Annotated in this window: 8 protein-coding genes; 1 reads left to right on the top strand and 7 read right to left on the bottom strand. The window is 64.5% G+C overall.

The genetic code is table 11. The features are described 5' to 3' along the window. Window position 1 precedes the first annotated feature (1 nt). The 6 genes from ACN469_RS13155 to ACN469_RS13130 all read right to left on the bottom strand — a co-directional run bounded on the left by ACN469_RS13155 (window position 2) and on the right by ACN469_RS13130 (window position 8,809). The gene (locus ACN469_RS13155) at window positions 2-1,234 is read right to left on the bottom strand and encodes a hydroxymethylglutaryl-CoA synthase family protein (RefSeq protein ID WP_498767710.1); all 1,233 of its coding nucleotides are present in this window, start codon (window positions 1,232-1,234) and stop codon (window positions 2-4) included. 2 nt (window positions 1,235-1,236) lie between these two features. Continuing rightward, complete coding sequence (locus ACN469_RS13150; RefSeq protein ID WP_498767708.1) at window positions 1,237-2,508, bottom strand: beta-ketoacyl synthase N-terminal-like domain-containing protein; 1,272 nt, start codon at window positions 2,506-2,508, stop codon at window positions 1,237-1,239. A gap of 14 nt (window positions 2,509-2,522) precedes the next feature. Continuing rightward, window positions 2,523-2,774 carry a phosphopantetheine-binding protein gene (locus tag ACN469_RS13145; protein ID WP_498767706.1) on the bottom strand — a complete coding sequence of 84 codons (252 nt, stop codon included), beginning with the start codon at window positions 2,772-2,774 and terminating at the stop codon, window positions 2,523-2,525. Between the two features lie 19 nt (window positions 2,775-2,793). Next, on the bottom strand, window positions 2,794-3,801 hold the full coding sequence (locus ACN469_RS13140; protein ID WP_498767704.1) for a 3-oxoacyl-[acyl-carrier-protein] synthase III C-terminal domain-containing protein: 1,008 nt from the start codon (window positions 3,799-3,801) through the stop codon (window positions 2,794-2,796). A gap of 31 nt (window positions 3,802-3,832) precedes the next feature. Next, window positions 3,833-6,199: an ACP S-malonyltransferase gene (gene fabD / locus ACN469_RS13135; RefSeq protein ID WP_498767702.1), complete on the bottom strand. Its 2,367-nt coding sequence runs from the start codon at window positions 6,197-6,199 to the stop codon at window positions 3,833-3,835. Between the two features lie 369 nt (window positions 6,200-6,568). Beyond that, entirely contained in the window at window positions 6,569-8,809 is a 2,241-nt protein-coding gene (locus ACN469_RS13130) for a hypothetical protein (RefSeq protein WP_498767700.1), read from the bottom strand. A gap of 482 nt (window positions 8,810-9,291) precedes the next feature. Between ACN469_RS13130 and ACN469_RS13125 the strand changes: the two genes are divergently transcribed. Continuing rightward, a complete protein-coding gene (locus ACN469_RS13125) occupies window positions 9,292-11,121 on the top strand; it encodes a DEAD/DEAH box helicase (protein WP_498767698.1) in 1,830 nt (609 codons plus the stop codon). Between the two features lie 50 nt (window positions 11,122-11,171). Here the strand turns inward: ACN469_RS13125 and ACN469_RS13120 are convergent, their stop codons facing one another. Further along, a complete protein-coding gene (locus tag ACN469_RS13120; RefSeq protein WP_498767696.1) occupies window positions 11,172-12,758 on the bottom strand; it encodes a DUF6119 family protein in 1,587 nt (528 codons plus the stop codon). Window positions 12,759-13,089: the final 331 nt, after the last annotated feature.

Here is a 13,089-nt window from a genome sequence, read left to right as displayed (position 1 = left end):
CTCAGCTCCACTCGTATTCGCGGTGGTAGTCCTTGATGCGCCGGAGCACGAGCCGCTTCTCCCCGGCGAACCCCTCCTCGTAGATGCGACCGAAGCGGGAGACGCCCACCTCCAGGTCCTTGGCCCCGAACGGGAAGCTCCCCGCGCTGTCCAACAACGCGTCGTACTCCTCCATGGACAGCCGATAGCGCCGGTCAAGCCGCGCGCCGATGTCCATCTCCGCCATCACCCGCCGCGACGAGGGTCCCAGGAGGCCGCTGAAGAACTCCGACGAGCAGCCCGAGCCGTACGAGAAGAGGCCCACCCTCACCGGGAGCGCGGCGCGGAGGTTGTCGACGAGGCCCGACAGCGCCAGGTAGAGGGAGGCCGAGTACAGGTTCCCCACGCGCACGCAGTACTCCAGCGAGGGACCGACTCTCGCCGCGAAGTCGCGCTCGATGCCACCGCTGTCCAGCGCCGCGAACTTGCGGAGCAGCTTGCGGTGCGCGCCCTTGACCATGCCGCCAAACGGCGTGTGGAAGGCCAGCGCGTCGAAGGTCTTCACCACATCCGCGCCCTCGACCCGGTCCGCGTAGGCCTCGAAGCAGCGCTCCAGGCAGTCCAGGTAGGAGAACAGCGAGAGGTCGGGGTTGCCGGTCTCGATGTCGTAGGCGGGCCGGCAGGTGTCCATGACCTCGTAGCCATGGAAGCCGGTGGCGCCCACGTCGATCTCCAGGACCTCGGGAGACGTCCCCACCAGGGATGCGACAGCGCCGCTCCCCTGGGAGGGCTCGGCGTAGTTGAGCTTGTCCACCGAGCGCGCCACGTCCGTGGCGATGACCAGCACCTTGGGGTCGTAGTCCGCATGGGCGATGACGTGGTTCACCGCGATGCCCAGCGCCGCCGTGCCCCCGTAGCAGGCCTGCTTCACCTCGAAGAGCTTGCAGCGGCGGCTCAACCCCAGGTGGTGATGCACGTAGGTGCTGATGGACTTGCCAAAGTCGATGCCGGACTCGGAGGCCGTGACGACCATCTCGATGCGAGCCTTCTCGGACTCGCTCAGGCGGTCGATGAGGGGCCGGGCCGCGTTCACGGCGTGGGTGACGGGGTCCTCCCACGGGAGGCCCACGGACTTCTCCCGCATCATCAGGTTGTCGAACCGCTGCAGGTTCAACCCTCGCGCCACGAAGAGGTCCCTGACGCCGATGGCGGCCGCCCCCCCGTACACATTCATCCGCTCGATGCCGACTCGCATGCTCAGGTCCTCGCCCCGCCCACGACGATGCAGGAGTTGATGCCGCCAAAACCAAACGAGTTGCTGACGGCGCGCTGGAGCTCCCGGGGCCTCGCGCTCGCGCCCGCGAAGCGGCACTGCCCGTCGATGGGCTCCTCGAGGTTGGCGTTGGGGTGGACGAAGCCGTGCCGCAGCTGGGTCACCGTCGCGATGGCCTCGACCAGACCGGCGGCGCTCAGGCAGTGCCCCACCAGCCCCTTGGTGGAGTTGATGTCGACCTTCGCGACGTCCTCCCCCCACACGCTCTTGAGGGCCTCCACCTCCGTCCGGTCCCCGAGCGGAGACGCGCTTCCGTGCGCATTGATGTAGTCAATGGCTCGCGGCTCGAGGCCCGCCTGCCGCAGCGCCTGGCGAATGGTCCGGGCCTCGCCGGCCGCGCTCGGGTCCGAGGAGGCGTTGCCATCCAGTTGGACAGCCGTCCCCAGGAGCATGGCCTGGATGACAGCGCCCCGCCGCCGGGCGAACTCCGCTCGCTCGAGCACGACACAGGCCGCCGCTTCGCCCGGAACGAACCCGTTGTGCCGCCTATCAAAAGGCCGGCACGTCCGGGACGGCTCCTCCACGAAGTCCTTGCAGAGCGCGGCCGTGTTCGCCAGCGCCTGGACCTCCAGGATGGACAGCTCGGCCGGAGGGGCGGCCACCACGCAGACATCACACAGGTCGAGCGCGAGGAGCTGGTGGGCGCGAGCCAGCGCCACATTCCCGGAGGCGGATGCCCCGCCGACGGTGCACCCCTCCCCCTGCGCGCCGAGCACCTCGGACAGGACTCCCAGATGGAAGGTGTCCAGGAACTGCAACGCGAAGCGGGGGTTGATGAAGGTGGGGTCGCGGCCGTACTCCTCATGCATCCGGAAGACATATTCCTGGGTGAGGTTGCTGCCGGCCACGACCAGCCCCACCCGCTCCGGCGAGACAGGCGCCGTCTCCAGCCCCGCGTGCGCCCACGCCTCGAGCGTCGCCACCAGCGCCGTCTGCACGGTGAAGGGGGCGCGCCGGCCCAGCTTCAGCGCGCGCGCCCTCGGCGGCTCCACGCGGAGCTTGCACTGCTCAAGCGCGGCCTCGAAGGAGAACGCCCGAATCTCCGCCGCGATCCGCGCCCCTCCCGCGAGCGACGTGGCGAGCCGGCTCCGGAATCCAATCCCAGAGCGCCCCGCCCGCAAGCCCTCGGTGAGCGCCTCGACCCCCTGGCCGAGCGAGCACACGATTCCCATGCCTGTGATGGCCGTCGGGCTCACTGGAAGTCCATTCCTCAGGCAGCGCCGCGCTTGGACTTCTCGTGGAAGAAATCCACCAGGGCCTTGATGTTGTCGACCTCGGAGAGCTCGACGAGCGAGAACTTCAGCCCGAGCGTCTCCATGGTCATCGTCACGATCTCCAGCCGGTCAATCGAGTTCGCGCCGAGGTCCACCAGCCGCCCCTCCGAGGGAACCAGCTCCGCGGAGATGGAGAGCACGGAGGCGGCATGCTCCTTCACGATGGCGAAGATTTCCTCACGTCTCATGGCAGTCATTGCTCGCATCTCAGTAGGTGAAGACCATTCCCACGAAGGAGACTCCGGAGCCCGTGCCAGTCAGCACGGCCTTGTCCCCCCGCTGGAGGCCCCGCAGCTTGACGGCCTCGTAGAGCGCCATGGGCATGGAGGCGCCAATGCAGTTGCCGAAGCGCTCAATGATGCGGATCAGCTTCTCCTCCGGATAGGAGAGGCTGAGGTAGTCGAGCACCACCCGGCTCGGCTGGTGGGGAATGATGTACTTGACGTCACGAACCTTGATGTCGGGGCACTGCTTCCACAGGGACTCGGTGAACTTGGGCAGGTACTCGAAGCCGATCTTCAGCAGCTCCGCGCCATTCATGTGCAGGTAGTTGTCCTCGGGCCGGGTGTCCTTCGAGTTCGGCGGCTTTCGCGAACCGCCGCCGCGCACCTCGCTGAACTCGGCCCCAAAACCATACGTCCGGAGGTGGGTGGCGTGGATGCAGCTCTTCTCTCCGGGCTCCGGCAACGTGACGACGGCCGCCGCCGCGGCATCACCGAACAGGGTGAAGTTCTCCGGCTTGCGGAAGTCCAGGGAGACCGAGGCGATGTCCGCGGAGACGACGAGGACTCTCCGGTAGCGCCGCATGTTCAGGTAGTTCGCGGCGACCTCGAGCGCGACGAAGAAGCTCAGGCAGGAGGCATTGACGGTGATGGCGGGAGTCCCCGACCGCCCCAGGCCCAGCTCCCGCTGCACCAGCGGACCGCCGTCCGGCACCGCCTGCTGGGGTGCGCCGGAGGCGCTGATGATGAGGTCGATGTCGGTGAGCTGAAGGCCCGCGTCGCGAACCGCCTCCTTCGCGGCCTCGGCGCCCATGAAGGCCGCCGTCTCCCCCTTGACCCACCTCCGCTCCCGGATGCCTTGCTTCTCCAGACACCACCCCTGGGGAAGGTCGTACTTCTTCTCCAGCTCGCTGCTCAGGACGACGTCTTCCGGCACATACCGACCGAGCCCGGAGATCTTGAATGGCAAAGCGAAGGAACCGCTGTTGTTCATCTTCCACACTCCGAGCAAGGATGAATCGATTTCAGCCCGCGAGAGCCTGCCGGGTCCCCGGGCCATACAATCCAAGCGCCGTGAACCTCTCGCCAAGAAACATCGCCGTGTCAGACATTAATTTCGACGTGATCTGGGAGACGTGACGGTTCCGCCACGGCTCCAGCTCCGTCCCCTTGACCCAGGCGTTGAAGGAGCCCATCGCGGGTCCGGAGTGGACCTGATAGTCGACGCGGCCGTCGGCATCTCCCGCGAGCGCGAGACGCGTGGAGTAGGCGAAGTACCAGCGGAACACCAAGGCCATCTTGTGCTTGGGGTTGGCCTCGGCCTTCTCCAGCTCCTCCGGCGCGCGGGCACGGAAGTATGCCTTCGTCTCCTCGTAGACCTGGGCGATGGAGCGCTTGAAGTACTTGGTCTCCAGTTGAGCCCGGGTCTTCTCGTCGATCTGCTCGAGGGAGTCGTACCGCCTGTACAGCTCATAGAGCTTGTTGGCGCGGGCCGGGAAGAAGAGCCCTCTGCGGAGGACCTGCACCCGCGCGCCCAGCTCGAACATGTCCCCCGAGGGGGCCATCGTGGTGTCCTGGACCCCGGCCTCCTGGAGCAGGGACTTCACCTCCGCGGAGGCCCCGCTCTCCACCGTGCACTGGTTGATGCTGCCCGTGACGATGTAGTCCGCCCCCATCATGAACGCCGCCGCGGCGGCCTGAGGCGTTCCGATGCCGCCAGCCGCGCCCAGATGGATTCGCCGGGCCCCCGGGTGCTTGTCCGCGAGGCGGTCCCTCAAGGCCATCATCGCGGGCAGCAAGGCGAACGCGACGCCCTGGTCGGTATGGCCGCCCGAGTCCGCCTCGACGGTCAGCGCGTCCACCATGGGCACCGCGCGGGCGAGCCGAGCCTCATCGGCGGAGAGCTTCTTCGCGGCCACGAGCTGCTCCAGCAGCCGCTCGGGCGCGGGACTCAGGAAGGCCTGAGCCACCTCGGGCCGGGACACCTTGCCCAGCACCCGGTGGCGGATGGTGATGGAGCCGTCGGGCTCCTCGCGCAGCCCCCTGGCGCGGTAGCGGACCAGGGCGGGCGTCACCTGCATGAACGCGGACGCCTCGACGATGCGCACCCCTCGCTTGAGGAAGAGGTCCACCATCGCCTCCTCGGTCTCCGGGTGGTTGATGTCGTGGAGCAGGTTCATCCCGTAAGGCGCCTGAGTCCCGAGCGCCGCCTGGATCTCCTGGATGGCCTTGTCGACGCGGTCGGGTGACAGGCCCGCGCTCCCGAAGATGCCCATGAACCCCGCGCGCCCCATGGCGATGACGAGCGCCTCCGACGCGATGCCCCGGTACATGGCGCCGGAGACACACGCGCAGCGCAGGCCGAAGTCGCGGAGGAAGTCCGCGGAGCCCAGGCGCTCGGCGATCAGCCTGGGGGGGCTCCCGGGCTGGACGGGCTTTGCGCGGGGCAGCTCGAGGCTCACCACCGGGGGCTCGACGCGCGCGGGTGGGCTGGGGGAGACAGGCGAGGGCTGGGGTTCACGCGACGGGCGCCAAGGCAGCGGCTCCGACTCCGCCCGGATCTTGCGAAGCAGGCCCGCGAGGACGTTGCCAGGTCCCACCTCCTCGAACTCAGCTCCGTCCAGCGACAGGAGCCTCCGGACGATCTCCGCCCACCGAACAGGCCGGGAGATCTGCGCCGCCAGCGTCTCGTGGATGCGCTCCACCTCGTAGGGCAGCGCGTGGACGTTGGAGAACACGGGGAAGCGCGGAGGAGCGAAGCGGAACGCGCCCAGGAACGACGTGAACTCCTGCTCCGCCTCCACCATGTAGCGCGAGTGGAAGGCCGCGCTCACCCGGAGCAGCACGAAGTGCCGGGAGCCGGCCTCCTTCAGCGGCGCCTCAGCCCGGGCGATGTCCTCCTTCAGTCCGGAGATGACGAGTTGGGTTGGGGTATTGAAGTTCGCGATGTCGACCCCGGCCAGGCCTTCGCGCTCCAGGACCTGCTGGACCGCCGCCGCCGAGAGGCCAATCACAGCGGCCATGCCCCCACCCCGCGCGCGCCCCATGAGCTGGCCGCGCTTCTGGACCAGCCGAAGCCCCGTCTGGAAGTCGAAGACGCCCGCGGCGAACAAGGCGTTGTACTCGCCCAGGCTGTGACCCGCGGCGTAGGTCGGAGTCAATCCAAGCTCCTGCTTCTGCAGGTAGCTCAGGGCGTTGACCACATACAGCGCCGGCTGCGTATAGGAGGTGTCCTCCAGACGTTTGTCCGGGTCCTCCAGACAGAGGCTGCGAATCGAATAGCCGAGGAGCTCATCCGCGTCACGGATCAGCTTCGGGTACTTGTCGAAGAGCGCGGCGCCCATTCCTCTCGACTGAGCGCCCTGCCCAGGAAAGACAACGGTGCAAGTCATGGCAGGCCTCCGTTGCAAAGCCTCGTCCCCGTCGTGCCTGTGTTCTCCTCCTGTAACTGTCCGCCCCTGGCGAACAAACCCAGACCCTTCACAGGCGAGGCCCCCCTTCTCGTCAGCGTCTCTTACCCATAACGGCAACCATTGAACAGGTCAATCATGCTCAAGCCGCATTTCGGGCGAATGAAATTTCGCATTGCCCAAGAAATCCGGCGACCTCCCGCAAAGATTTCCAGTGTGGCAACTCTGTTACGGAATATTTCGGCGGCGATATGGCAACTCTGTTACGGAATATTTCGGTGGCGAGGCTTCAGCGCCGAATGGCTGCCTGGACACGGGGCAGCAACCTCCATTGCCGCATGCCGCGTCCTTTCAGAAAGGCTTCGCGAGCAGGATGGCCGACACCGTGGGGACCATGCCCGCGACCTTGAAGGCCCGGCGGACGCTGTGGCTCACCACGGGCTGCTTCACGTAGGCGGGCTGCTGCTTCAGCGCGTCGAAGCACTTCCTGAGCGTGGCGGTCTGCTTCGCCTTCACGAAGAAGCGCACCGTCCCGTACGCGTTCTTGTCCGTCCCCAACTGCTCGTTCTTGAGCCCACTGCTGACCAGGACCAACACCACCTCCGCGGGCAGCTCCTCGCGGAACTTCTTCACGAATGCGTGCATCGCCTGCATCGTCGCGCTCGTGACATCGACGATGAGCGCGCGCTTGCCCGCCCAGCTCGAAACCCCGCTGATGTCGAACGTGTCCATCGCCGACAGTGACGTCACGCAGTGGTTGTTGTCGCCCAGGATGACCTGCGCTTCAGCCAGCGTCTTCACCGGACTCAACCAGCGGTTGATGTCCAGCAGGTGGGGCGACTCGAAGTACATCTGCTGCATGTAGATCTTGACGGTTTCGACCAGCGTCGCCTGCGGCATCCGACTCTTCGGGGGCCTGAAGAGGATGTTGGGCTGGATGGCCTCCCCCTTCAAGGTGATGGGCTTCATCGGGTCCTGGGGAGCGAGCTTGACGAACTGGTACGTGCTCTTGCCCTCGGTGACGGGCTTCTCGGACTGGACCACCGCATTCCCAAGGTCCTTCTTGTCATAGGCCATGGGAATGACGTCGAGCACCTCGACCGCGCGGCTGTCCACCTCTTCAATCCAGAGCTTCGTGAAGGCGAGCGCGAGTCCAATCGCATTCAGGCCTCCCTGAGAGATGAGCTTGAGGTGGAAGAGCTTCTCATCGTTCTCTCCATCCTCATCCTCGGAGTCGCTCCCGTCCTCGTCGTCAGCCGTCTCGCCCACGCGCTTGTGATAGGCGCTGACACCGGAACGATAGATCTCCTCCGCCGCGAAGAGCGCCGCCGCCCAGGCACTGTCGAGCGTCAGCTCCTTCGTGCTGTCGACCTCCATGGTCGCGGCCACGAAGATGGCGGAGACCATTTTCTTGAAGTCAGGGTCGCTGGACCACGGCCAGTCACCCGCGCGAGGCTTGGGGGCATCGAAGGCATAGCGTGTCTTGCCGGGGACGTAGCTCAAGGTCCCCTTCTGGATGCGCCACCGCGAGTCGTCCTCGAGCGGTGCCTTCACGGCCGCGAGGACACCATTCTCGCCTCGCTCCAATGCGTCGAAGCAGGTCTGCGTCGCGAACGCGCCGCCCTCGAAGGTCCTCGTCACGTTCGTCATCAGCTTCTTCATCGAGCAGATCTTCTCGTTGAGGAAGTCATGGAGGGTCGAGCTGGGCTTGAACGGATTGGTCCCCTTCTTCTCCTTCCGATAGTCGGAGTACCCGGTGCTCGTGAAGAACGAGGCACCCGGCTTGTCTGTCTTCGCCGCCACCTTCAGTCCCTTGAGGTCCTTGAGGAAGGCGTGGATGGCCAGGTCGACCGCGCCGAGGAAGTCCGTCGGCGCGAGCCCCAGGTTCAAGCGAATCGAGTTCACCGTCGGCGCGGTCGTCGGGGTGAGGAAGCCAAAGCTGGAGCGGCACACACACGGCATCTTGTAGGCGAGCTTCTGGGACTCCAGGTCGACATAGGCATTGAAGACGAAGCACATGTACTCGACGAAGGAGTCCGGATCCCCGACGACGTCTTCCATGTACGACGTCAGGTCCAGGTGGACGCACGGGTAGTCATTGACGAAGTAGACCTCCTTGAGCTTCACCTGGGCGACCAACTGCTGGCACCGCATCAAGCTGTACTGCCGCAAGTGCTCGTACAGCAGCCCGCTGCCCCGCCAACGCTCTCGCTCGTCGACGCGGCAGTTGGAGGTCCTCACGTTGAACTCCGAGAGGTAGTTGAGGAAGCCGCCCACGTTGGCGGTGATGACCTTCTCGCGGGAGACCTCTTTCTTCTTCGTGTCGTAGTGAAGCCCTGCGTCGAGCGCGCCAAAGGGTGTGAACTCGTTACCGTGGTTATTGCTCTTCGCCGACCGCGTGTAGGTATGAGGCTTCTCTCCACTGGGCCCCAACTTCAGCTTCTTCTTGAAAGGTGAGGGGTCCACGTCGTCGAGCTTCCGCTTCACCTCCGGGGGTTGCTCGAAGCCTCCGAAGGGGTCATGGAAGTCGCAGAGGACGTCGTCGAACATGTCGGTGAAGGAGGCGGCCGACTTGCTCTTCGCGGGCTTCATGACTTTCCGGACCCCATGCCAACCGTCCACCGGGCAGAGAGCAGCATCGGATTCGAACGGCTTGGAACAGGTCATACAATAGAAATGCATGGCAACCTCATGGGGTGGCATGCGTTTCAATTGCAAACCAGGGGCCTGCCGTAACCCCCTGGAGTGAGGGCAATGCCTTCTCCTTCGCGTCGGGGAGGCACGCAGCCGCTTCCAAACCAGACGCAGGCGTGGCCCAAACACGGCAAACAGGGATTGCTCTTGATATTCCATGAACCCTTGAATTCCCAGTTCACTTGTCCTGAGAATCCAAGGCGTCGGCACACCCGAGGGCTGTCATGCGCTCAACAGTCCAAGAAGGAGGGCCCGGCATTCTGGTCCTGAAGTGAAGGACTGGAAACGAGAGCCCACCCATTGGTTGGGTGTGAGCGCCGCCGGAAGCCGAGGATGAGGCCTCGTTCCATATTCCCCGCACCTGGGACTAGCATGAGGCCATGGCGACCCTCATCCCCGCCCTGAACCAGTGCCTCCCTCGGATGCAATCGGGGGAGAAGCGCGTGGCCCGGCGGCTCGAAGAGAAGCTCGAAGACGACTATCTCCTCTGGTACGACGTCGCCATCGGGCAGACGGGCCACCACCCTGACTTCATCGTCCTGCATCCCCGCCGAGGCATTCTGGTCCTGGAGGTGAAGGACTGGAAGCGCGACGGAATCCACCGCATCGACAAGAACAGCGCGACCCTGCTCACTCGCGACGGGCTCAAGGAAGTCGCGAATCCGTTCGAGCAGGCACGGCTTTACGCCCAGGACATCGCGTCCCTGCTCCAGAAGGACGCGTCCCTGGTTCTCCCCGAGGGGCCCCACCGGGGCAGGCTGGCCTTCCCCTGGAGCTACGGCGTCGTCTTCTCCAATCTGACCCGAGCGCAGTTCGACGAAGCGGGGCTTGGCGAGGTCATCGCGTCAAGTCGGACCCTCTGCAAGGATGAGCTGACCGAGAGCGTCGACCCCGAGGCCTTCCAGCAACGGCTCTGGGAGATGTTTCCCTGGGTTCCCGCCCGCCCGCTGACACTTCCACAACTCGACCGGATTCGCTGGCACATCTTCCCGGAACTCCGCATCGGAGGAACACAGCTCAGTCTCTTTGAACAGCCAGACGCCGAAGCAACCTTGCCCGACCTCATCCGCATCATGGACCTCCAGCAGGAGCAACTTGCTCGAAGCCTGGGCGAAGGGCACCGCGTCATCCATGGCGTCGCGGGCTCCGGCAAGACGATGATTCTGGGCTACCGCTGCGTGCAGCTCGCGAAGGTCATTCAACGACCCATCCTCGTGCTGTGCTTCGGCCGCCACCTGGCGGAGTGGCTGGAGCCCTATCTGACCGCACGAGGCATCTCCCAGCAGCAGGTGAGCGTGCGTACCTTCCACGCTTGGTGCCGCGAGCAGCTCGTGACCTTCCACGCGGGACTTCCACCTCAAGGGCTTTCCTCCTCCGAGTATTCCGAGCAGCTCGTTCAGCGCGTCATCCACGCGGCCGACCGGGGCCTCATTCCTCGAGGGCAGTACGGGGCGGTGCTGATCGACGAAGGGCATGACTTCCAGCCCGAATGGCTCAAGCTAGTGGCCCAGATGGTCGCGCCGGAGACCAACTCACTGCTCGTGCTCTATGACGACGCCCAGTCAATCTATCGACGCGGACGCTTCAGCTTCCGCAGCGTCGGCATCCACGCCCAGGGGCGAACCACCATCCTTCGCCTGAACTACCGCAACACCTCCGAAATCCTCCAGTTCGCCTACCACTATGCCAAGGACGTGCTTACTCCCGAGGATGCGGATGAAGACGGAGTTCCATTGCTACTCCCGCAGAGCGCGGGCCGCCATGGGCCACCGCCCCAAGTCATTCCGCTGCCCAGCCTGAGCGCGGAGCTGACCTGCATCGCGGGGCATCTGCAACAGCTCCACTCCGAGGGACTCCGCTGGAATGACATGGCGGTGCTCTACCGCACCGTCGATGTCGGGGACGCGGCCATCCACCAACTGCGGCGGTCGGGCATTCCCTACCAGTGGGTGGGCAAACGCGCGCCCCAATCCGCGCTGAAGCCCACCGAAGATAGCGTCAAGGTCCTCACCTTCCATTCCAGCAAGGGCCTGGAGTTTCCAGTCATCGCGATTCCAGGGATCGGCCGGCCCTCCAGACATGCGACTGACGCCAAGGAGGAGGCCCGCCTCCTCTATGTGGCCATGACCCGCGCCGTGGACAGGCTGGTGCTCACGGGGAGCCCAGAAGCGCTTCGCGCCACCCTCCCCTCTCAGCGGGCTCCTCCCTGAGTCACGATGGGCGCCGCCGGTCATTCCCCTCCACGTCAGCGGCAATTTCGTCAGACTTCATCAATCCGGAGCAAGGAGACTCGGTACCCCATTCGCTCCAGGCGGTCATGTGCGTAGCTCAGGTTGAGCTGGCTGAAGAACGGGAGGGAATGCGGCCACTTCGGATGGTTCTTCGTGATGACCGCGAACACGACTTCGAACTCCGCCGGGTTCGGGCGCTCCTCCGGAATCAGGTTCTTCAACGTCGGATGGGTCTTCAGCACATGATTCCGGGCATGGCTCCTGAACCGCGGATCCATCCAGAACGCGTCCGCCGAGACGACGCCTTGGGAGAAGAGGTGACTGAGCGTTGAAGACCGCGTCTTCCTCTTCACGTGCACGAACTGCCGATCCTTCGTGAGCAGGTCACAGACCTCGATCGACGTCTTGCCCTCTGAGACAAACGAGTTCTTCTTGTCCATCAAGATGAACTTTCCCGACTTTGCCGCCTGGATGTTGTAGTCGTCTTCCCGGTCCGTGCTCTTCGCGGGAGGAAGGACGAGCGTCGACTTCTTGATGCCTCCGACCCGGCCTCTCACCTCATCAGCAAAGTTCTTGGCGACTCGGAACCAATCGCCCCCAGAGAGCACGAAGACCTCTCCCTTTTCCTCGGCCTCGAAAACAATCGAGTCATACACACTCCACTTGGACACGGGAGCATTCGCCGCGCCGGAGTGGACCTGGACATGGTCTCGCTTGAGCTCGGCGATCGACACCTCTTCTCCATCCTTCGTCTTGAGATAGTCCTCCATCAACAAGTCATGGCGCGGCGTCGGGTCCGCTTCCGTCGAGAACGAGAGCCCCGGGGAATCACTCCAGTCGATGACCTCGGGAGTGGCCAGGTGTAGACCGTCGGAAGGGCCGGACAGAATCTTCTCGATCAGCCTGCGATTCAACTCCCCAAGCATCGCCTGGTCTCGAACCGACCGGAGATGATCGAACCAGGGGAAGTGCTTCTTGTACTCCTGGCTCTGGTAGGCGGTGAGGAGTTCCTCGCACTTCGCACCCAGTTGCTCCACCTCGACCTTGGCACTCAGCGACAGCGAGTCAGAGCCGACTATCAGCTTCGCGAACTCCTCACTCTTCGGCTTCCCCGCGATGACACGAAGGATGTCCTGATTCAGGTTGAGCGCGAACGCATCCAGGGGCGAGTTTCTGCTCAGTTGCTTCCGCGTCTGTGTCGTCAGGTCCTCGACCTTGCGGGCATCGACGCTCCGCAACTGTGTCGGATCGACCGAGTTCAAGACCACCTTGAGACCGAAGTCCCGCTCGAAGCAGTCGGCGCGTAGAAGGTTCCGGCCATGACCCTGCGTGAATGCGACGATTCTCTTCTTCAGCCGGACAAAGAACACCCCACACACGTTCTCGTTCTTGAGGTTCGGAAGCTTCTTCGTCACGACCTTCTCCAGGAACTCCATCCACGGAGGTGACCGAGCCCTCTTCAACTGGAGGTAGAAGTCGGCCGCGTATGAAAGTCGCGGTGACAACTCCACCTTCTCCACGGCGTCGACGTCCTTGAGACAGTCCTCGGGCTTCTTGAACTCGTCCTTGATCAGCAGCGCAGTCAAATGCCGGACACGCACCCGATTCTTCTGCATGGCCATACTTCACCCTCTCGGGCGCGCCTCGCCGCAACGCGCCGGTTGCTCTCGACACACCGTACCGACACACGGGGAGGTCACGACATACCTCCCGAGGAGTAGACCCTCCGGAACAAACCCGCTGAGTGAGTTAACACCCACCCGGGTAACAAAAATCAAACGCATCAACCCAACCTGGGGGCATGTCTTTGTACGATCGACTCCGCTAGGATCGACGCATGCTCAGGCGAACCACCAGGGTGGCTCGACTCCGACCCGACAGGCGGGAATGGCACCTACCACTGGGGTGGTAGGGACAGCCTTCCCTCTTCTGTCTATGGAGCGGGAA

Origin of the sequence: Corallococcus terminator (assembly GCF_049194865.1) — a bacterium.
Classification (GTDB): Bacteria; Myxococcota; Myxococcia; order Myxococcales; family Myxococcaceae; genus Myxococcus; species Myxococcus terminator_A.
This window is presented reverse-complemented; position numbering and strand designations above follow the sequence as displayed.